This window comes from Parabacteroides merdae ATCC 43184, from assembly GCF_025151215.1.
Taxonomy (GTDB): domain Bacteria; phylum Bacteroidota; class Bacteroidia; order Bacteroidales; family Tannerellaceae; genus Parabacteroides; species Parabacteroides merdae.
In genome coordinates this window covers 2,956,651-2,979,315 of record NZ_CP102286.1, presented here as the reverse complement: position 1 = coordinate 2,979,315, position 22,665 = coordinate 2,956,651, and the positions used below count along the sequence as shown (strand labels likewise).

General features: G+C 43.8%; 15 protein-coding genes and 1 pseudogene. 14 read left to right on the top strand and 2 right to left on the bottom strand.

Going from position 1 to position 22,665, the window contains the following annotated elements; all coding sequences use genetic code 11:
• The first annotated feature begins 38 nt into the window (after positions 1–38).
• From NQ542_RS12435 to NQ542_RS12410, 6 genes and pseudogenes are all read left to right on the top strand, one after another.
• Positions 39–608: an RNA polymerase sigma-70 factor gene (locus tag NQ542_RS12435; RefSeq protein ID WP_005634379.1), complete on the top strand. Its 570-nt coding sequence runs from the start codon at positions 39–41 to the stop codon at positions 606–608.
• A 213-nt stretch (positions 609–821) separates the two neighbouring features.
• A complete protein-coding gene (locus tag NQ542_RS12430; protein WP_005634371.1) occupies positions 822–1,763 on the top strand; it encodes a FecR family protein in 942 nt (313 codons plus the stop codon).
• Positions 1,764–1,976: 213 nt separating this feature from the next.
• Entirely contained in the window at positions 1,977–5,288 is a 3,312-nt protein-coding gene (locus NQ542_RS12425; RefSeq protein ID WP_227945683.1) for a TonB-dependent receptor, read from the top strand.
• A 17-nt stretch (positions 5,289–5,305) separates the two neighbouring features.
• Positions 5,306–6,787, top strand: coding sequence for a RagB/SusD family nutrient uptake outer membrane protein (locus NQ542_RS12420; RefSeq protein WP_005634369.1), 1,482 nt, complete (start codon positions 5,306–5,308; stop codon positions 6,785–6,787).
• Between the two features lie 12 nt (positions 6,788–6,799).
• A complete protein-coding gene (locus NQ542_RS12415) occupies positions 6,800–8,179 on the top strand; it encodes an FAD-dependent oxidoreductase (protein ID WP_005634366.1) in 1,380 nt (459 codons plus the stop codon).
• Between the two features lie 144 nt (positions 8,180–8,323).
• A pseudogene (locus NQ542_RS12410) lies at positions 8,324–11,021 on the top strand (glycoside hydrolase family 2 protein).
• 85 nt (positions 11,022–11,106) lie between these two features.
• On the opposite strand, the gene NQ542_RS12405 reads toward NQ542_RS12410, so the two are convergent.
• On the bottom strand, positions 11,107–12,846 hold the full coding sequence (locus tag NQ542_RS12405) for a T9SS type A sorting domain-containing protein (RefSeq protein ID WP_005634363.1): 1,740 nt from the start codon (positions 12,844–12,846) through the stop codon (positions 11,107–11,109).
• Between the two features lie 72 nt (positions 12,847–12,918).
• On the opposite strand from NQ542_RS12405, the gene hflX reads away from it, so the two are divergent.
• Both hflX and NQ542_RS12395 read left to right on the top strand, forming a co-directional pair.
• The gene (gene hflX / locus NQ542_RS12400) at positions 12,919–14,130 is read left to right on the top strand and encodes a GTPase HflX (protein ID WP_005634362.1); all 1,212 of its coding nucleotides are present in this window, start codon (positions 12,919–12,921) and stop codon (positions 14,128–14,130) included.
• On the top strand, positions 14,127–16,121 hold the full coding sequence (locus NQ542_RS12395) for a DUF4954 family protein (protein ID WP_005634361.1): 1,995 nt from the start codon (positions 14,127–14,129) through the stop codon (positions 16,119–16,121). Before hflX ends, NQ542_RS12395 begins: the two co-directional genes overlap by 4 nt.
• Here NQ542_RS12395 and xerD read toward each other — a convergent pair.
• Positions 16,118–17,023 carry a site-specific tyrosine recombinase XerD gene (gene xerD, locus NQ542_RS12390; RefSeq protein ID WP_005634359.1) on the bottom strand — a complete coding sequence of 302 codons (906 nt, stop codon included), beginning with the start codon at positions 17,021–17,023 and terminating at the stop codon, positions 16,118–16,120. The genes NQ542_RS12395 and xerD overlap by 4 nt on opposite strands.
• Before the next feature lie 216 nt (positions 17,024–17,239).
• Between xerD and aroQ the strand changes: the two genes are divergently transcribed.
• From aroQ to NQ542_RS12360, 6 genes are all read left to right on the top strand, one after another.
• Complete coding sequence (gene aroQ / locus NQ542_RS12385) at positions 17,240–17,674, top strand: type II 3-dehydroquinate dehydratase (RefSeq protein ID WP_005634357.1); 435 nt, start codon at positions 17,240–17,242, stop codon at positions 17,672–17,674.
• Positions 17,675–17,807: 133 nt separating this feature from the next.
• The gene (gene pyk / locus NQ542_RS12380; RefSeq protein WP_005644598.1) at positions 17,808–19,259 is read left to right on the top strand and encodes a pyruvate kinase; all 1,452 of its coding nucleotides are present in this window, start codon (positions 17,808–17,810) and stop codon (positions 19,257–19,259) included.
• A gap of 84 nt (positions 19,260–19,343) precedes the next feature.
• Positions 19,344–19,967, top strand: coding sequence for an O-methyltransferase (locus NQ542_RS12375; RefSeq protein WP_005649524.1), 624 nt, complete (start codon positions 19,344–19,346; stop codon positions 19,965–19,967).
• A gap of 14 nt (positions 19,968–19,981) precedes the next feature.
• Complete coding sequence (gene rbfA / locus NQ542_RS12370) at positions 19,982–20,317, top strand: 30S ribosome-binding factor RbfA (protein WP_005634351.1); 336 nt, start codon at positions 19,982–19,984, stop codon at positions 20,315–20,317.
• 12 nt (positions 20,318–20,329) lie between these two features.
• Positions 20,330–21,565: an FtsX-like permease family protein gene (locus NQ542_RS12365; RefSeq protein WP_005649521.1), complete on the top strand. Its 1,236-nt coding sequence runs from the start codon at positions 20,330–20,332 to the stop codon at positions 21,563–21,565.
• A 94-nt stretch (positions 21,566–21,659) separates the two neighbouring features.
• Positions 21,660–22,580, top strand: coding sequence for an Rpn family recombination-promoting nuclease/putative transposase (locus tag NQ542_RS12360; protein WP_005634339.1), 921 nt, complete (start codon positions 21,660–21,662; stop codon positions 22,578–22,580).
• Positions 22,581–22,665: the final 85 nt, after the last annotated feature.

Below are 22,665 nucleotides of genomic sequence, written 5' to 3'. Positions count from 1 at the left end.
TTTATGTATATCTTTATCGGCGATTTGATTCTATATGTATGAAAGGCGGATCCGAGATATATTCTTTTAATCAGTTGTTTACTGACTATAAAGGTCGTTTTGTTCATTTTGCCAACACCTATGTAGGCGACAGTATGGTTGCGGAAGATATTGCGATCGAAAGCCTGATGTATTATTGGGAAAATAGGGGAAAACTTGCACCTGACTCGAATGTTCCGGCCTATATTCTAACCGTCATCAAGCACAAATGCCTGAATTATTTGCAACGTTTGCGTACTCGAGAAGAGATAGTCGAGTATTTGAAGGATTGTGACACTTGGGAACTGAACCTGCGCATCGCTACCCTCGAAGCTTGTAATCCTGAAAAGCTGTTTACTGACGAGTTGCAGTCGCTTGTCGACAAGGCGTTGGAAACATTACCCGAACAGACACGCGAAATCTTTGTTCGCAGCCGCTACAACAACCAAAGCCATAAGGAGATTGCGGTAGCCTTGGGTATCTCGACGAAAACGGTGGAGTTCCATATTACCAAGGCTTTAAAAGTCTTGCGTGTAGCTTTAAAAGATTATTTCCCTTTACTGGCTTTCCTGCCAAAATTCTTTTGCTGATACTTGCCTGTCAACAATTGTCGGCAAGTCTGCTGACGGTTGTCGACAAAAGTCCGACTGGCGTGAAAAATTTTCGATATCTGGCGATAAATAAGAAAAAATGACGGGTAAATTCCAAGTGCATGGTGTCTGGTTGAAACTTTTTCTTCAAAAAATCCCTTTTCCGTTAGGGATATTTCCTGCTTATTTGCTTTATAAACAGAAACGGAAAAAATGGAAAAAGAAACATTATATAAATTCTTTGATGGAAAAGCTTCCCGTGAAGAGAAAGAAGCTGTCCGTATCTGGCTGGAATCTTCTCCCGAAAACGAGCAAGAGCTTTTCAAGGAACGTGAGTTTTTCGATGCGATGATCCTGTCGGGCAGTACGAAGGTGGCCGGGATGGAAAAGAAATCCCGTCCTTTCTATCGAACTGTCTTGCTCGAAGCCATAAAGATCGCGGCCGTGTTTGCCATTACTGTCGCTAGCGGAACGTATTTCTATAAGTCGGAAATCTGTAAGATAGGCGAGGCAATGAATACGATCACAGTTCCTGCCGGCCAGCGTGCCAACCTGACTTTGGCGGATGGTACGAACGTTTGGCTGAATGCCCGTTCCGAAATGCGCTACCCGGCTGTCTTTACGGGCAATAAGCGAGAGATAACCTTGGATGGAGAGGCTTATTTCGAAGTAACTCACAATGAAGACAAACCTTTTGTTGTCCAGACGAACAAATGTAATGTCGAGGTGCTGGGAACGAAATTTAACGTGGAGGCATACAGTGACTCCGAGGATTTCTGTACGTCACTGATGGAAGGTTCGGTACGGGTATCGGATAAGAGGAATCCGTCGGAAACCTTGGTTTTGGCGCCTAATCAACAGGTTTCTTTGATCAATGGCCATTTACAGTCGAAATCGATTGCGGACTTTGATCCTTTCCGCTGGAAAGAGGGATTGATTTGTTTTAAAGATATGAATTTTAAGGAGTTGATGTCCCGTTTCGAAAAGTGCTACGGCATACATGTTATTATAGAAAACCCCAAATTAACCGATTATATCTGTAGTGGTAAATTCCGGATATCGGACGGTATAGACAAGGCATTGCATATCCTACAAAAAGATGCTAAGTATACGTTTGAACGGAACAAAGATGAATCGGTTATTTATATAAAGTAATGTCTAATCTTAAAATATAATGCCTATGATGAAGGAAAAAGGTTAACCTTTTATTGAGAAAAATGCCGGTAAGTGTCCCCACACTTACCGGCATAGACTTAACACAATTATTTAACTGTATTAATAAATTTGATTTCCAAAGATATGAATAAAAAATCTTTGTCGATGTCTTATTCTGTAAAAAGGCCTCGATGTAAACAATTTTTTAGAGTCATGAGAATAACCACTTTGTTATTATTCGTTTTCATTTTCTGCATGCATGCAGAAAACTCCAGTTCTCAGAATGTAAATGTTACGATCAAAAGAAGTAACACCGAACTTGAGAATGTGTTGAACGATATTGAGAAACAAACTGATTATCTGTTTATTTACAACAAGTTTGTGAATGTGGACAGAAAAGTGTCTGTTAATTTGAAGAAAGCCTCTCTGGAGGAAGTCTTGGCAAATCTGTTCGCCGGAACGGATGTGAAATACTCTGTCGATGGTTCGTATATATTATTGTCCGCAGGTGGAACAACGACTACGATCTCTTTGTCTGCACAGCAGGGTAAAATGGTCAGTGGTGTGATTACGGATATCAATGGCGAGCCTATTATTGGTGCCAACGTGATCGAAAAAGATTCGGAATCTGTCGGAACGGTGACGGATGTCGATGGTAAGTTTACTTTGGCACTGGACAAGCCTGCTGCAACGTTAGTCGTGTCTTACATCGGTTATCTGACCAAGGAAGTGCCTGTAGGCAGTCAGTCTGTTTTGAAGATTATCTTATCCGAAGATACTCAGAATCTGGAAGAAGTGGTTGTGATCGGTTACGGTTCGGTAAAGAAAAGTGACTTGACCGGTGCAGTCGGTTCCATCCAGGTAGACAAGGTGCAGGGTATCAGTGTGAAATCCGTAGACCAGATGTTGCAAGGACGTACTTCCGGTTTGTATATGGTACAGAATTCTGGAATGCCGGGTGCAAGCTCCACCGTCCGTATCCGTGGCGGTAACTCTATTTCCGGCGGTAATGAACCGTTGTATATCATCGACGGCATGCCGGTTTATCCGAGTGCGGATGCAAGTCAGACGGCATTAAGCCCGCTGAATTCAATCCCGACATCGGATATTGAATCGATAGAAGTTTTGAAGGATGCTTCTTCGACTGCTATTTACGGCTCCCGTGGTGCTAATGGTGTTATTATCGTAACGACCAAAAAGGGTAAAAGCGGTAAGACTTCTGTCGCATTTGATGCTTACTGGGGTATTCAGAATATCTATAAGAAATATGACTTGCTGGATTCCCGTTCATTTGAGAAACTGGCAAATGAGGCATTGGTAAATTCCGGTGGGGCAGCAATTTATGATGAAAGTCTGACTCCAGCTACGACGGATTGGCAGGATTTGACATCCAATAAGAATGCCCTGACACAAAACTACCAGTTGACGGTTTCCGGTGGTAATGATAAAACGACTTTCTTGACTTCTTTCAATTACTTCAACCAGGAAGGAGTAATCAAAGCATCTGAAATGAAAAAATATGCTTTCCGAGCCAATATTGATCATAAGATTTCTTCAACGATAAATCTGGGATTAAGTCTGACGATGACGAAAGTCGACAATAACCGTGTTGGAAATTCTGTTTTGCAGTCCCGTTTGACTACGCCATCGAATTTGCCTGTGATGCAAGATGACGGAAGTTATACGTTTAGTGACAATAATGGCGTCATTACATTTGACAACCCGGTTGGAGTTATAAACGAAAAGGTGGATTGGCATACCAATTTCCGATCATTAAACAATGCATTTGTTGAGTGGAATATAATTAAGGGATTGAAGTTCAAATCTTCTTTTGGAATTGATATTGATTATGCCACCAACAAAAGTTATAATCCCCGTTCTGTTTATTCCGGTAGCCAAAAGAATGGAGAAGCCAAGAAAATCTCGAATAACACTTATACGTGGATTAACGAAAATATCCTGACTTATACGAATACATGGGGTGTACACTCTTTTACGGGTATGGTCGGATATACGCAACAGCAATCGGCCTATGATGGTTTTAATGCCGGTTCTTATGGTTTCTTGAATGATAATTTGCAGATGAATAATTTAGGATCGGGGACGACTTATACGGCTCCTGGATCTGAAGTTAAGAAATGGGCTTTGAATTCTTACCTGGCTCGTGTTAACTACACAGTGAATAATAAATACTTGTTGACTGCTTCTATCCGTGCAGACGGTTCATCCCGTTTCGGTTCGGACAACCGCTGGGGGTATTTCCCTTCTGCTGCTTTGGCATGGAGAGCTTCTGAGGAATCTTTTATTAAAGACTTGAATATCTTTAGTAATTTGAAACCTCGTGTAAGTTTCGGTATCACAGGTAACCAAGATGGAATTGGTACTTACCCTGCGTATGCTTTGTTGGGTTCGAATGGTTATGTGGCAGGTGGAGATAAGGTGACTGGCTATTATCCGTCGCAAGTTGCCAATACGAACCTGAAGTGGGAAACAACTGCCCAGTTCGATGCCGGTATCGATTTCGGCTTCTTTAATAACCGTTTGACTGTAGTTATTGATGGTTATTACAAGAAAACCCGTGATCTGTTGTTGAAAGTGAAAGTACCGGGGTCTTCAGGTTTCTCTTCCGGTCTGAAAAATATTGGAGAAGTCGAAAATAAAGGTTTTGAATTAGCGATCAATGCGACGCCGATAGAAGGTGATTTCACTTGGAATACGAGTTTGAACCTTACTTATAACAAGAATAAAGTATTGGATTTGGGTGATGTCTCATTTATTTATCCGAGTCAGCCAGGCCAGGATGAAACCGGAATACATTTGGGGCGTATCATACAGGTCGGACAGCCTTTAGGAACGTTCTACGGATATGTGTATGACGGACTTTTCAGTACGACGGATGACATAGCATCTTCTGCGCAGCCGACAGCTAAACCTGGCGATATCCGCTATAAAGATATTAGTGGCCCGGATGGTGTTCCTGACGGAGTGATCAACGATCTTGATCGTACGATTATCGGTTGTGCACAGCCAAAGCTTTTTGGAGGATTCAATAACACGTTCTCTTACAAAAATTTTGATTTGAATGTAAATACGATTTTCACGATCGGAAATGACGTTTATAACGGTACGAGAGTTACTATGGAGAATATGCAGGGATCAACAAATATGTTTGCTTCAACGATGAATTATTGGACGCCTGATAATCAAAATGCTCCGTTGCCACGTCCACTCCGTTCAAAGGCTGTAATGCGTGTTTCCAATCAATATGTGGAAAACGGTTCTTATCTGCGTTTCCAAAATATCACGTTAGGTTATAATGTGCCTACTGAATTTTTGAGTTTTACAAAGTATGTATCGGGATTACGGGTGTATGCTTCTTTGCAGAATTTCATTACGATAACAAGCTATTCTGGTGATAATCCGGAAGTCAGCAAATATGGTCAGGATAACCTGGGAGCCGGATATGATGCATTCTCTTATCCGTTTGCAAAGTCAGTATTGTTTGGTTTGAATGTTAAATTCTAAAAGAGTCTAAGTAGTTTATGAAAAAAATAGCATTTATAATATTGAGTTCGGTCATGATGAACTCATGTACGGATATGAATCTGATACCGGAGTCTAATCTGAGTCCTGAAAACTTCTTTAAATCCGAAGAGGATGCAACAGCTGCTGTTTATGGAACGTATTCGGTTTTTACCGATAATGATATTTATAACCAGTTTTGGGAAGTATTGCAGAGTCAGGGTACTGATGATTGCGAGTGGAGTGGTGGGCGCACGACGACTAACCTGGACAAAAATGCTTTAGATAAATTTGAGTATGATGGGAATACGAATTTAGTTTACTCCGTTTGGATTAAGCACTATGTGGCAGTTAACCGCTCTAACTTCGCGATAGAAAATATTTCGAATATGGGGAGCGAACAGATAAGAGATGATGTCAGGAAGCGGCTGATCGGAGAAGCTAAGTTCCTGCGGGCATTGGCCTATTTTAATTTGGTTCGCATATATGGAGGAGTCCCTTTAGTATTGAAGCAAACCACTTCGTTGGATGGCTTAGAAGTTCCCCGGAATACAGTTGACGAATGTTATGAACAGATTATCTCGGATTTGCAAGAAGCAAAATCTGTTCTTCCTGCTATCGGGCAACTTCCAGAGGGATATTTAGGACGGGCAACAAAAGGGTCCGCCTCTGCTATGTTGGCAAAAGTTTATTTGACCCGTGAAGATTATCAGAATGTAGTGAAGGAGACGTCGGAAGTGATGCAGATGGGATATAAATTATGGAAGAATTATGCTGATAATTTTGATGTGGAAAAAGAAAATGGACAGGAATCTATATTTGAAATCCAGTATAAGCGGAATACTCCGGGTGTGTCGGGTAGTAATTACAACGGATATTATCGTCCTCCGTTTGTCAATATAAATGGTTGGGTCGGATATGGAGATGATCCAGTGACACGTAATCATTATGAATGTTACGAGGAAGGTGATTTGCGTCGGGATGTAAATGTGCGTCTTTATACGAAGGAAGAGTATCCGAATATGTCTTCCAATTATGAGTTTCCTTGTTATGTAAATAAATTTCAGGATCCTTCGCCGTTGGCCGTAAGATCTCAAGGAGGAGAAAATAATTATCCGATATTGCGTTATTCGGACGTCTATCTAATGCGTGCGGAAGCCTTGAATGCAATAAATACTTCTGATGCAGAGGCGTATGAGTGCTTAAATGTCATACGTCGTAGGGCTTTTGGACTTAATATGAACGAGGCTTCTGCTATTGATATTAAGCTAGGATTGAGTAAAGAAGATTTCTTGGATATAATTCTTTTGGAACGTCGTAAAGAATTTGCATTTGAAGGACAACGTCGTTTTGATTTGGTACGTACGCATAAATTGAAGGAAGCCATGATGGCGCAGAATCCGACTATTGGTGCTGTGGTAGAGGAAAAACATTATCTGTTGCCTATACCTGTGACAGAATTGGATGCAAATAAGTTATTAGAGCAAACTCCGGGATGGTAAATTAAGTATTATATGAAGAGAAGAAGTTTTATCAGAAACATAAGTTCTTTAGGTTTGGCATCTGTAGCAGTGGGAACATCTTTTGCTGCAGAAACTCCTCAAAGTAACAGTTTGCCGGGAAAATCGAAAATACCGGTATATGATGGGTGGGACGTAATAGTTGTGGGGGGAGGACCTTCGGGATGTGCTGCGGCTACGGCTGCGGCACGCGAAGGTGCCAAAACTTTGTTAATGGAAGGAACTGGAGCCTTAGGTGGAATGGGGACTTCTGGCTTACTGAATGCGTGGTGCCCTTTTACGGATGGTGAGAAGATTATTTATAAAGGAATTGCGGAACGGGTTTTTTCCGAGTCAAAGAAAGGTGTTCCTCATATTCATTATGATAATTGGGTGCCTATAAATGGTGAATATCTGAAAGTCGTGTATGACGATTTGGTAACCTCTGAGGGCGTATCTGTTCTTTTTTTCACAACAATGGCTGCTGTCGAAATGAAACGTAAGGGGGTTGTCGATGCAATAGTTGTTGCTAATAAAGCAGGATTGTCAACTTACAAAGCTAAAGTATATATTGATTGTACAGGCGATGGTGATCTTGCGGCTTGGGCTGGTGCTGATTTTGTAATAGGAGATGAGAGTGGTTCCGTTCAAGAAGGTACTTTGTGCTTTACCTTGTCGAATGTCGACCCTTATGAGTTTTCTTTAATAGGGAATGTCCATACTAATCGGAAGGATGGTCCGATTCATTCTATTTATGGTAACCCTAAATACCCATTGGTGAAAGATAAGCACATGAATGACAAGTTAATCGGACCGGGTATCTTAGGATTCAATGCCGGTCATGTGACTGTTGATAGTACAGATCCAGTATCTTTGACTGAAGCAATGATAAAAGGACGTAAATTGGTAAGACAGTTACATGAAGGATTGGTCGAGTTTGAACCAAAGTCATTTGGTGCTTCTTTTTTGGCAAGTACGGCTAATTTGATGGGAATCAGGGAAAGTCGCCGGATAAAATGCGATTATACATTCACATTGGAAGATTGGCTCGCTCGTAAGGAGTTTGAGGACAGTATCGGACGTAACTGTTATTATATTGATGTCCATAAACAGGATGCAACCGTGTATCCTCGCTATAAGAAAGGAGAATCTCATGGAATCCCCTTTAGTTGTCTGACTCCTGCGGGTTTGAAAAATGTAATGGTTGCAGGACGTTGTATCTCGACGGATTCTTATGCTCATGGTAGTCTGCGTGTGATGCCACCGTCGCTTGTAACAGGTGAAGCAGTTGGTGTTGCTGCCGGTCAGATTTGTAAATCCAAATCTCCTGATATACATAATGTTGATATTCAAAAGTTGAGGAAACGATTGAAAGAAGTAGGTCAGTTGATCTGATGTAAATGGATACTCGTCTGTTATTTTCTAGTTTAAACAAGGAATCGGCAGACGGGTATATTATGTCCTATAGTGGGTATATATGTAGATGAAATATTGTGTACATTCTGTTTTAAAGTTTTAATTTGACTATTGCTAATAAATATGAAGCAAATCGTTCTGATTCTATTTTTATGTATTGTAGGCTGTTCCTTTGTATGGGGACAAGATGCGAATTATTATCGTAATCCCGATAGGATTTATCTGGATTCAAAAGATGGACACCAAGGTGCATTCCTTTGGAAAATGAAAAAAGCAGGAGATGTTACAGCCTGTGCGGAAGCCGTGTCGAAGCCCGGATATAAGACGGGTGACTGGATGCCGGCAATTGTTCCGGGTACTGTTCTAAATTCTCTCGTATATAACAAAGTGTATCCCGAACCTTATTATGGATTGAATAATAAACTGACGAGCAATATCATTCCGGATTTGTCTGTTGTCGGACGTGATTTTTATACTTATTGGTTTCGTACCGATTTCATCGTTCCTGCTGATTATAAGGGGAAAGTCATTTGGTTACAGTTGGACGGGATCAATTATCGGGCGGAAGTCTGGGTAAACGGTCATTTGCTGAGTAATATTTCCGGCATGTTTATTCAGGATTATGTGGATATAACAGAGTTCGCCCGAGTAGGCGAAACGAACGCTTTGGCAGTAAAAGTCTATCCGGTCGATATGTCTGGAACCGTCAAACAAAAACAGTGGGGAGCTGTAGGAGAATTTCATAACGGTGGTGACGGGAATATAGGGCTGAACACGACGATGCTGATGTCTGTCGGTTGGGACTTTACTTTCTTGGACGGTATACGTGACCGGAATACCGGCATTTGGAAAAGCATATCGTTGTATGCTACTGACAAAGCTGCGATCCGCAATCCGTTTATTCGTTCTGAACTTGCCAAGCCTGGATATGATAAAGCCGAGGAGACTGTCTCTGTCGAGGTTATTAATCCGACGACGGGGTCGGTCAAATGTGTCGTTGCTGGTGAAATAACAGGTGAAAATATTCGTTTTTCAAAAAGAGATAAGCCTTTTTCGTGGAGAAACTCGTGAAATAGTCTTTACCCCGGAAGAATTTCCGCAGTTGAAAATTGATAATCCTCGGTTGTGGTGGCCGTTGTTTAAAGGTAAACCGGATTTGTATGAATTGAAGATGACAGTTTCTGTTAAAGGGCAAGTTTCGGATTCGTTGAAGACTCGTTTTGGTATTCGCGAAATTACATCGGATCAGAATACACCAGACAAATCCCGTCAGTTTTATGTCAATGGCAAGAAGATCTTTATCCGGGGAACGAACTGGATACCGGAAGGAATGTTGCGGCATTCGGATGAACGTACTTATGCAGAATTGCGCTATACCAAACAATCCGGCGTTAATTTGGTGCGTATGTGGGGAGGCGGTATTGCAGAATCCGACTACTTTTTCCAATTGTGTGACGAAATGGGACTGTTGGTTTGGCAGGAATTTTGGTTGACAGGCGATACGAAACATCCACACGACCAGGCTCTTTATTTGGCAAATCTGGAATCGACGGTAAAACGTTTACGGAATCATCCTTCCCTGGCTTATTATGTTTCTTCTAATGAAAGTACGGAAGTGGTGGGTGCAAAAGATCTGATTATGAAATTGGATGGTACACGCGGTTATCAGATGCAATCGGAATGTGATGGTGTGCATGATGGCAGTCCCTACAAGCAAGTGAATCCGATGCAGCATTATGAGAATACGGCCTCGCCACGTGGAAGCCGTGTGGATGGTTTTAACCCAGAGTATGGAGCGCCAACGTTGCCGACCCTTGAAACTTTACGGGAGGTGATGGATGAGAAAGATTTATGGCCGATCAATAAAGAGGTCTGGGATTATCACGATGGGGGAGGCTTCCATTTAATGTCCACTATGTATAAAGATCTTGTCAATAATTACGGAACCTCGCAGTCGATAGAAGAGTTTGCTAAAAAAGGCCAGTTGGTAGGAGCAATGAATTCAAAGACAATTTGGGAGGTTTGGAATTATAATAAGCTGGACTATGGGGATCGCTATTGTTCAGGGTTATTATTCTGGTATCATAATTGTCCGGTACGCCAGGTATGTGCCCGTATGTGGGATTGGTCGTTGGAACCGACGGCTTCACTATATCATACTCAGAATGCATTGGAGCCTTTACATGCGCAGTTTGATTATTTGAAGAATATGGTTTCGGTATGTAATGATTATTATCGGTCTTTTAAAAATTACAAGGTCAAGGCTGATGTATATGATTTGAATAGCAAGAAGGTCTTTTCTTACTCTCAACGGATTGATATCGGTGAAGATGAGGTGCTGAATGATTTGTTTAAAATCGATTTTCCATCAGATATAACCCCTGTGCATTTTATCCGGCTTGGTTTGTCGGATGAAAAGGGAAAAGAAGTAGTGTCTACGTTCTATTGGCGTTCCAATGCCGCTTATGAAGGAAAGGAAATCTTAACAGGACCAACCTCTTCCGGTTTTGAATCTCTGAATGATATGCCAACGGCCCGGCTTCAGACGAAGTACAAAACGAAAGAAGTTGATGGGCGGTATTATATTGAAGTTTCGTTGAAGAATACTTCTTCCCGGATTGCTTTCTTTACGCAACTTCAATTTCTGGATAAAGCGGGCAAGCCTGTTCGCCCTTCGTTCTATACGGATAATTTTTTCTCGTTGTTGCCAGGTGAAACGAAGCAGGTACTTATTGATACATCTGTGGATAAAGTTACAGAAGGCGAGTTTTCATTAACTGTCGGCGGATGGAATGTACAGCAGAAAAAATATAAGTTGTAATAGTTCATATTATACTGAATTATAGGGTAAAGGCGGAATGTGAAGTGCGAGAATAAAGCACTTTTACATTTCGCCTTTGTTGTATTTATGGAAGGACCACTTTATAGTATTTTTGATAGTTGGCGGAATGTATTTGTAAAATGTACATTCCAGAGAGATTAGTGAACGGAACTACCAGCGAACCTTGTCGTATTCTTTTTTGAAACATGCAGTGTCCCATCATGTTAAAAACTTTGATATATCCTGCTTCCGGGATATTTTGCAGGTGTAGTTGGCCGTCTTTTATGAAAAAACGGAAATTCTCTGTATTGGGGAGCTCTATCTCTGTGCTTTGTTTGTCGGGATGGGGTTCGGTTATACTTTTACTCATAGGGAAGTTTGTCGGGATTATGTTTATTGCTTTTGTGGGTGTGCTGTTGGACGATATTTTCAACTCGGTCGGTGAGGATGCTTTTACAAAGAAGGCGGCGAAAGGAGGGAGGGCATAGTTGCTATTAAGGGAATAGGTTTTATAACCGTTTCCGTCATATACATAGATATTTCCATCCAAAGCCTTGTTTTTTTCGATTTGGGTTAATGGAAGTAGTGCGGGGAATGGATTGCCGCACAAATACCAGCCATGGTTTTCTTGATTGCCTGAAGAACTGTCGGAATTTAAAGGAATTGCAATAGCTCCTATATTGGCAAAATTTTCGGGGATGTCGCCGGGTCGAGATGAAAAAGATAAAGTTCGGTTTGTCGTTTTCTCGTCTAATGCGATCAGGTAACCTTTGTTTTTTTCGAACAGGGGGACATTATCGGGACGGATGGGCACGACTTCCCAATTCCCGGCAGATTGGTTGGACGATGCCCGCTTGTCTCCGTTGTAGGATTGGACATAAAAATAGTTGCCTCCGTCGTTAGGCGTAGCATCCTTTTGTTCGAAGTGGAGGTCGATGCCAGGCGGATAAACGTCGAAAGGAAATGAGATAAAATACCATTTGCCGGGTTCTTCAAAAGTTTTATGGAAGGTGATACGGCCGGAAAGAAGTATTGTCCCTCCTGAATGGAGAGAGGCTTTGTTTTCGTATAGGTCCAAATTCTGTAGGATAAACAGGCTGCCAGGATTGATCTCCAGTGATCCGGAATGAATGGCGATATCTTTGCAATACGTATCTGTTGTTATACTTACATTCCCTTTTATGAGCGCATTCCTGTGGCGGAGTGGAGGAAGATGCGACCAAAGGGTTGTGTCGTTCCAGTTTCCGATACCAGAGAATAGAGAATATGAAGGGATGTCGCCATAAGCAAAAACGCTATCGGTCATATAATATCCATTCTGTGTATTGACTTTTTTGTTTGTCGTTATAGCAAAAGAGCTTGGATTGCTTCCGATTGTAAGATATCTGTAACCCATGTAATCTTTACCTTGTTCAGGAGTGTTTCCTGTTATGACTTCATCGGAATTATTACGGTGAACGTTAAATAATAACAACTCACCGGGTTCTAGTTTGAGTCCGGCAATATGTGATACGATTTTTACATTTGTATAATTATTAAGTGAGAAGGGGGAAAAAATGATTCCGGAACCGACAGGTATCTTTATCGTATGTTTCTCTTGGATAAGAGAAGAATTTACAGTTAACGTATATCCCCAATTATCCCATTCTGAATCCCCGAATGTCTGCAATCTGAGCGTATCCGAAACAAGCCTATTTTCATCGCTACCAACAAAACTTTCCCATGAGGATGGATTGGAAACCTGTGCCTGGAGAGGATAAGCGGCACCGAAGAATAAAATCTTTACAAGTACATACTGAACAAAGTGTATGACTCCCTTTTTCATAGTTAATACTATTTTGGATTGATATTATGGGTACAAATATACATAAATAATTGAATTTACTATCTTTGCCGTATGAAAGAATTTATTATATCTGAAGCACAGACAGAAAAGGCAGTTCTCGTAGGACTGATTACTCCTGAACAGAATGAACAGAAAGTGAAGGAATACCTGGATGAATTGGCTTTTTTGGCCGATACGGCAGGTGTCGAAGCTGTGAAACGTTTTTATCAGAAACTGGATTATCCGAACTCCGTGACCTTTGTCGGTTCTGGCAAGTTGCAGGAGATAAAGGAATATGTGGTGGAAAACGAGATCGGGTTGGTGATATTCGATGACGAACTTTCCACCAAGCAATTGCGTAATATCGAGAAAGAGTTGCAGGTGAAGATTTTGGACCGTACGAATCTGATCCTGGATATCTTCGCCCGTCGTGCACAGACTGCTCATGCGAAGACGCAGGTGGAACTGGCGCAATATAAATATATGCTGCCCCGCCTGACTCGTTTGTGGACACACTTGGAACGTCAGCGTGGTGGTGTCGGTATGCGTGGGCCGGGTGAAACTCAGTTGGAAACGGATAAGCGTATCATCCTGGATAAGATATCCAAGCTGAAACGGGACCTGGTCGAGATCGATAAGCAGAAAAGCGTGCAGCGGAAGAACCGCGGAAAGATGGTCCGCGTGGCACTGGTCGGTTATACCAATGTCGGAAAGTCCACATTGATGAACCTGCTTAGTAAGAGCGAAGTGTTTGCCGAGAACAAACTGTTCGCGACACTCGATACGACTGTCCGAAAGGTGATTGTCGACAATCTGCCTTTCCTGCTATCCGACACGGTCGGCTTTATCCGTAAGTTACCGACCGAACTGGTCGAATCTTTTAAATCGACTTTGGATGAGGTGCGTGAAGCGGACTTGTTGGTGCATGTCGTCGATATTTCTCATCCGACGTTTGAAGAACAGATCGAGGTGGTAAACCGCACCTTATCGGAAATCGACAAGACGGAGAAACCGATGATTATGGTGTTCAATAAGATCGATGCTTTCACTTTTGTCCCGAAGGATGAAGATGACCTGACTCCGCGTACACGTGAGAATATCGATTTGGACGAGTTGAAACGCACTTGGATGAATAAGATGCAGGATAATTGTATCTTTATCTCAGCCAAGGAACGGACGAATATCGATGCACTCAAAGCCTTGCTGTACGAGCGGGTGAAACAGATTCATATTACTCGTTTCCCTTATAACGATTTTCTTTTCCAACAATATGATGAAGAATGAGTGAAGGATATTTAAGGCATCTGCTATCGGAAGAAATTGCAGATTTGGAGATGAATGGCTGTACAGCCGATAATTGGGAAAACATAAAGGTTGCCAGCCCTTTTCATGCCGAACACGTTTGTAATGTCCATTTTTCAGGGAGTGTGGCATTGGGTCTTTTTGAAAAGGAATTTACTCTTCCGGGAGGGGTGAAGAAACATAGCGGTATCCGGAATGCAACTTTGCATAATTGTAAGATCGGCGATAATACGTTGATTGAAAATGTGCACAATTATATCTCCAACTATTTCATAGGTGATGATTGCTTCATACAGAACGTGAACGTGATGTATGTAGAAGGAAGGTCCTCTTTCGGGAACAATGTCGAAGTGTCCGTACTGAATGAAACGGGAGGTCGCGAAGTACCCATTTATAACGGTTTGTCCGCATCATTGGCCTATCTGATAGCTTTATATCGTCATCGGCCGGCTTTAATACTGCGTTTGCAGGCGATGATTGCCGATTTTGCCGAACGGCAGACTGGCAACTATGGTTTTATCGGCAACCATGTGAAAATAATCAATACAGGGACTGTGCGCAATACTGTGATTGCCGATTATGCAACGGTCGAAAACTGTACCCGTCTCGATAACGGTACGGTCAATAGCAATGTGAATGCTCCGGTGTATATTGGCGACAGCGTTATCGCGGAGGATTTTATCATTTCTTCGGGGGCTGTGGTTGCCGATGCCGCCAAGATTATCCGTTGTTTTATCGGGCAGGCGTGCCATGTGACGCATAACTTCTCTGCGCATGATTCACTTCTGTTCAGCAACTGCGCTTTTGAGAACGGAGAGGCTTGTGCTATCTTTGCAGGACCTTTTACTGTGTCGATGCATAAGAGCAGCCTGCTGATTGCCGGCATGTATTCGTTTCTGAATGCCGGAAGCGGCTCGAACCAAAGTAACCATATGTATAAGCTGGGCCCCATCCACCAGGGTATTGTGGAGAGAGGTTCCAAGACGACCAGTGACTCCTATATCCTGTGGCCTGCGCGTGTCGGGGCTTTCTCTCTGGTAATGGGGCGCCATCACCATCATAGCGATACGTCGGACATGCCTTTTTCTTATCTGATAGAGAAAGACGATGAGACTTACTTGGTTCCCGGTGTAAACCTGCGTAGCGTCGGTACGATCCGCGATGCGCAGAAATGGCCGAAGCGTGATAAGCGTACCGACCAGCAACGGCTGGATATGATCAACTACAACTTGCTGAGTCCGTATACCATCTACAAGATGATGAAAGCTGTCGGAATCTTGAAGAACCTGCAAGAGTTGGTGGGCGAGACATCCGAAGTCTATTATTATCAAAATACTCGTATCAAAGGTTCCTCTTTGCGTACGGCCCTCGATCTTTATGGTATGGCAATCAATAAATTCTTGGGGAACTCCTTGATCAAGCGCCTGGAAGGAACGGATTTCTGTTCTATGGAAGAAGTCTGGTCACAGTTGAAACCGACTTCTTCAGCTGGTCGTGGGGAATGGCTGGATCTTTCCGGGTTGATCCTTCCTCGTGAAGAATTGGACAGGTTGATCGAGAAAGTTGAAGAAGGCGAGATAACTTCGCTTGAGGCGATAGAAGAGTTCTTTGCAGCCATGCATTCCAATTATTATGATATGGAATGGACATGGGCGTATGATATGCTGGAAGAGTATTATGGTGTGAACCTGTCATCAATATCGGCAGCACAGATCGTCGATCTTGTCCGCCGCTGGCAGGACTCGGTGATCGGATTGGATAACCTGCTTTATAAAGATGCGAAGAAAGAATTCTCCCTTACTTTCATGACCGGTTTCGGTGTGGATGGTTCGGATAAAGAGAAGCAGGAAGATTTCGAAGGTGTGCGCGGTGCATTCGAGAGCAATCCCTTTGTCACGGCAGTCAAAGAGCATATTGTTGTCAAAAAGGCTTTGGGCGATGAGCTGATCGAACGCATGGAACGGCTGTTCTAATCCCGCGGCTTGCTACGTGGATGATGTTCCAGTATCTCTTTCCGCAGGAACTGGCGGTCGATATGCGTATAGATTTCGGTGGTGGTAATCTTTTCATGTCCCAGCATCTCCTGGATAGCAAGCAAGTTGGCTCCCCCTTCCAACAGGTGGGTGGCGAAGGAATGGCGGAACGTATGCGGGCTCACGTTCTTTTTGATACCGGCCATTTCTGTTTGCTGCTTGATGATATGAAAAACCATGATCCGCGACAGAGCCGTTCCTCGCCGGCTCAGGAACAGGATGTCTTCGAATCCCTTTTTCACCGCGACATGGTTGCGGTCATACAGGTAGTTCTTGATCTCCTTGATCGCTGTCTCCGAGATGGGGACCAGGCGTTGCTTGCTCCCTTTCCCTTCCACCTTGATGAATCCTTCGTCGAAATAAACATCCGTGAAGCGTAGTGAAACCAACTCCGACACGCGCAGTCCGCAGCTATACAAGACTTCGAGCATCGCCCGGTTCCGTTGCCCCTCCGGCAATGTCAGGTCGATCGTGTCCAGGATGCTGTTAATCTCGTTGACAGTTAGGACTTCAGGAAGTTTCAGTCCGATCTTGGGCGATTCTAACAATTCGGTCGGATCAGTTGTTATATAATCGTCCAGGAACAGGAACCGGTAGAAAGATTTGATCCCTGAAATGATCCTTGCCTGTGAACGTGGGTGGATGCCGATATCATGTAGGCGGGCAACAAACTGTTGCAGGTCGTCATATGTGACATCCGCATACTTCTTGCCTTCGCTTTCGACGAAGTTTGTCAGTTTGTCGAGATCCGTCAGGTAAGCGTCTATAGAGTTGGCCGAAAGCGCTTTTTCCAGACGGAGGTATGTTTTGTATCGTTCTATTTTGTCATTCTCTCGGTGCATGAAACGAATTGTGATTTATGAATTATGATTTATGATTTACGGGGAAGTATGAGGAGCTGAAGGTTCGTCTGGTAAAATCTGCTTATGTAATGGATTTTACCGTAATGACTTAGCACCAATTCATAATTCATAAATTATAAATCATAAATCTTTACTATCTTTGCCGGATATTTCCTGTCCGTAAAAGACAGGGCAAAGGTAATAAATTACGGCAAAATGAAGAAAATTCAGATTATCAACGGCCCCAATCTTAATCTGTTAGGCAAGCGTGAACCGACAGTGTACGGAAATGCTTCGTTTGAAGGCTATCTGAGTGAGTTGCGTGCCAAGTATCCACAATGTGAGATTGCTTATTTTCAGAGTAACGTGGAAGGTGAGATGATAAACAAGATCCATGAAGTCGGCTTCGATTACGACGGGATCATTATGAATGCAGGCGCTTATACGCATACATCCATTGCCCTCCACGATGCAATAAAAGCTGTAACGACTCCGGTTGTGGAGGTACATATTTCAAACGTACACGCCCGTGAATCTTTCCGTCATGTGTCCATGATTTCAGCCGCTTGCAAGGGGGTGATCTTAGGGTTCGGGCTGGATTCGTACCGTTTGGCGGTGGAAGCGGTGCTTCAATTGGCAATGGATAATTGACAATTAGGAAGAGATAGAAATTTGTTTAGGTAAAAAGAAGTTTAATAAAGGTTTGGCTCTTGGAGTTGAGGATTGGCTGTTTTTAAAATTGTCAATTGTCAATTGTCAATTGTCAATTTTAAAAAAGGGTTATATGTTAAAGCATACGAAGATTGTTGCTACAGTTTCCGACCAGCGTTGTGAGGTCGAGTTTATCGACGCGTTATACAAGGCTGGAATGAATGTCGTGCGCCTCAATACGGCTCACATGGCGGAAGAAGGTTTGACCAGAGTCGTTAATAACGTCCGTACGGTTTCCAACCGTATCGGAATTTTGATGGATACTAAAGGGCCCGAAGTGCGTACGACTGCTGCGCAGGCTCCCATCGAGTTCAAGACCGGGGAAATGGTTAAGATCGTGGGAAACCCGGAAGGGGAGACTTCGCATGATTGTATTTGTGTCTCATACCGGAATTTTGTCAATGACCTGACCGTCGGCAGCGATATCTTGATCGATGACGGGGATTTGGAACTGAAAGTAATCGATAAGAAAGACGATTTTCTGGTTTGCGAAGTGGAGAACGACGCGACCTTGGGAAGCCGTAAGAGCGTGAACGTGCCGGGTGTACGTATCAATCTGCCTTCCTTGACAGAGAAAGACCGTAAAAATATCCTGTGGGCGATTGAAAACGATCTGGATTTTATCGCTCACTCATTTGTCCGAAACAAGCAGGATGTAATGGATATCCAGCGCATTCTGGACGAACATAACAGCCCGATCAAGATCATTGCGAAGATCGAAAACCAAGAGGGTGTCGACAACATCGACGAGATCCTCGAAGTTGCCTACGGTATCATGATTGCCCGTGGTGACCTGGGTATCGAAGTACCAGCCGAAAAGATTCCGGGTATCCAGCGTGTGTTGATCCGTAAATGCGTGGAAGTAAAGAAACCGGTTATCGTGGCTACCCAAATGCTTCACTCCATGATCAGCAACCCGCGTCCTACGCGTGCCGAAGTGACGGATATCGCCAATGCGATCTATTACCGCACGGATGCCTTGATGTTGAGCGGTGAAACAGCCTACGGAAAATACCCTGTCGAAGCTGTCCAGACGATGACGAAGGTAGCCCGTGAAGCAGAAAAGACGAAACTTGCAGCCAATGATATCCGTGTCCCTATCGAGGGTAACGACTTGGATGTTACGTCTTTCCTTGCAAAGCAGGCTGTGAAATCATCTTCCAAACTGCATGTAAAAGCTATTATTACAGATAGCTATACCGGCCGTACGGCTCGTTACTTGGCTGCATTCCGCGGTACTTCCACCGTGTTCTCGATCTGCTACAATCCCCGTGTCATGCGTATGCTGTCCCTTTCTTACGGTGTCTGGGCTGTTCACCAGCCTTATAACGACAGTCGCCGCGGCTATTTCTATGATGCGCTGAACGAGCTGATCAAAAGCGGACGCATCACCCGTAACGACATGGTGGCTTACCTGAGCGGCAGTTTCGGTGAAGGTGGCGGTACGAGCTTCCTTGAAATTAATAATGTAGGGAAGGTATTGGACGCCGGAAGTAATTATCAGTTGCCGACGTTTAAGGAATAAACAAAGATTTATGGTTTATGATTTATGATTAATATCCCAGCAAGCAAATCATAAATCATAAATCATAAATCATAAATCATGAAGATGACAATAGACGAATATATCCTTTCTCATAGTGACGAAGAAGGTGCACTGCTCTCGGCCCTGAACCGGGATGCGAATGTGAACCTGCTTCGTCCGCGAATGCTGTCGGGGCATCTGCAAGGGCGGATATTGAAGATGTTTTGCCGGATGCTTCGTCCCCGCCGTGTGCTTGAGATCGGTACTTATACAGGATATGCTACTCTTTGTATGGCGGAAGGGCTGGAAGAAGGGGCTTTGATCCATACGCTTGAGATCAACGACGAAATGGAAGACTTCATCATGAAATACCTGAAACAGTCGCCCCATCAGGATAAGATACGGGTGCATTTCGGCGATGCCCTCGATATTATCCCGGCGCTCGGTGAAACCTTCGACCTTGTTTTTATCGATGCCGACAAGCGGTTGTATTCGGAATACTTCGACCTTGTTTTCCCGATGGTGCGTGCCGGCGGCTTGATTCTTGCCGACAACACGTTGTGGGACGGTCATGTGGTGGAGGAGCATCCTAAGGATAAACAAACACTCGGTATTCTTAGTTTTAATGATAAAATCAAAGAAGACCCGCGTATTGAAAAAGTTATCTTACCTTTGCGTGACGGCCTCACGATGATCTGGAAAAAATAAAAAAGCAAGAAATTATGGAAAGTACAAGATTAAGTAAAATAGAGCGTCTCCTGCAAAAGGAGCTGAGTGATATCTTTCAGAAACAGACACAGGCTATGCATGGTATCCTGATCTCTGTCAGTGTGGTACGTGTAAGCCCCGATTTGAGTGTGGCACGTGCTTACCTGAGTATCTTCCCGTCCGACAAGTCGAAGGAAATGCTTGAGAATATCCGGGCGAATACGAAAGCCATCCGCTTTGATCTCGGACAGCGCATCCGGAAACAGGTCCGCAAGATTCCTGAACTGACATTCTTTATCGACGATTCCCTGGATTATATCGAAAATATTGATAATCTGTTGAAAAAGTAAAAGAATACCGCGTTGAACTTCCCGTTTTATATAGCCCGGCGTTACCTTTTCTCGAAGAAATCCCACAATGCCATCAATATTATTTCGATGGTATCTGTCTGTGGGGTGGTGGTCGCTACAATGGCCTTGGTGTGTGCGCTGTCTGTATTGAACGGGTTTGTCGGGCTGGTTTCTTCGATGCTCGGCAATTTCGATCCGGAGCTGAAGATTCAGCCTGTACATGGAAAGGTGTTCGATCCGACTCTTCCGGCTGTCCGGGAAGTGAAGGAGTTGCCTGAGGTCGCTTTGTTTTGCGAAGTGCTCCAGGACAATGCGCAGGTCCGCTATCGGGATCGCCAGATTACCGCGACGGTCAAAGGTGTAGATGATACTTTCGGCCGTCTGACGCGGATAGACAGTATTTTAGTCGATAGCCGGGAAGGTTCCTTTGTCCTGTCCGACGAAGTGGCCAATTACGCCAACTTGGGTGTCGGAACGGCTTTTTCTTTGGGGGTGCGCCCTAATTATGCCGATCCTTTGGAAATTTACGCTCCCAAGAGGAATGAGAAAGTCAATCTCGCCAACCCTGTCGCCTCCTTGAATTTGGAATATGCTTTTGTCGGCGGCGTATATGCCACTAACCAGCAGATGTATGACGAGAATTTCGTCCTGCTGCCTTTGCCGATGGTCCGCTCTTTGTTCGATTATGAAAAGGAAGTCTCGGCGATAGAGTTGTCATTGGTTCCCGGTGCAGACATCAATTCGGTCAAAAGCCGTATAAAATCACTCTTAGGTGATGATTTCTCGGTCAAGGACCGCTATGAACAGCAGGAAGCCTCTTTCCGGATGATGCAGGGGGAGAAGTGGATGATCTTTCTGATCCTGTGTTTCATTCTGATCCTGGCTCTGTTTAATGTGATCGGTTCGCTTTCCATGCTGATGATAGAAAAGAAAGAGGATGTCCGTACGTTGCGGAATATGGGTGCGGACGACCGTCTGATTCGTCGTATTTTCCTTTTCGAGGGTTGGATGATTTCCGGGCTCGGCGCTTTGATCGGTATCGTTATCGGATTGGCCCTTTGTTTGTTGCAACAGGAGTTGGGTATTATCAAATTAGGTCAGGCAGCCGGCTCCTTTATTATCGATGCCTATCCGGTCCGTGTCGAAGCCGGTGATATCCTTATTGTCTTTATAACCGTCCTTTCCATCGGCTTCCTTGCCGCCTGGTATCCTGTCCACTATCTGGGGAAGAAATGGCTTACCCGATAATCATTGAAAGATAAGATATTACAAAAAAATTGCGGTTCGTTGCCCGTTCATAAATAATATGTATATTTGTGGATGAACTAATAAAACAGTAACTATGAAAAAGGAAGGGTCGGATTTGAAAATCATGGAAGAGATGGAAAGAAAAAAGTTGCAGGACAGGTATATTCGCTTCGATTGGGCCATTAAGCGTCTGTTGCGCCAGAAGGCCAATTTCGATGTGCTCGACGGTTTCCTGACCGTCATGCTGAACGAAGAAATCAAGATCGTCGAAATCCTCGAAAGCGAAGGCAACCAGGAAAGCGCCGACGACAAGTTCAACCGCGTCGACATCAAAGCCTTGAACAGTAAAGGCGAAATCATCCTCGTCGAAATCCAGAATACACGCGAACTGCATTATTTGGAACGCATCCTCTACGGCGTAGCCAAAGCCATCACCGAACATATCTCGATTGGCGAAGGGTATGGGAAAATCAAGAAAGTCTACTCCATCAGCATCCTTTATTTCGATATTGGTATCGGGACAGACTATATCTATCACGGCCAAAATCATTTCGTCGGTGTACATACGGGTGACTATCTGCGTGTCAACACGCGTGAACGTGATGTGATCGTCTCGCATCTTCCCGCTGAAATCTTCCCCGAATATATCCTGGTCCGTGTAAACGAGTTCGACAAAGTGGCACTCACCCCTTTGGACGAATGGATCGAATACCTGAAAGACGGCACGATCCGTCCCGATACGACTGCACCGGGTCTGAAGGAAGCCCGCGAGAAGTTGAAATACTACTCCATGTCCCCTCAGGAACGCCTTATCTACGACCGCCATCTCGACGCCATCATGATCCAGAACGATGTGATCGACACGGCCAAATTAGAAGGGAGAATAGAGGGAAAAGCCGAAGGTCTTGCCGAAGGCATGCGTCAAGTCGCTTCGAGGATGAAAGATACGGGTGTAGACGTTGCTACCATAGTAAAGTGTACCGGCTTAAGCGAAGAAATAGCTTTGTCTTTGTAAGGGGTGTTCATTTCTCAATCTCTCATTATTTGTACGCAGAAGGCTTGGTTCTGAGAACTGAATCAAACTGCCTTTACTTCAACAT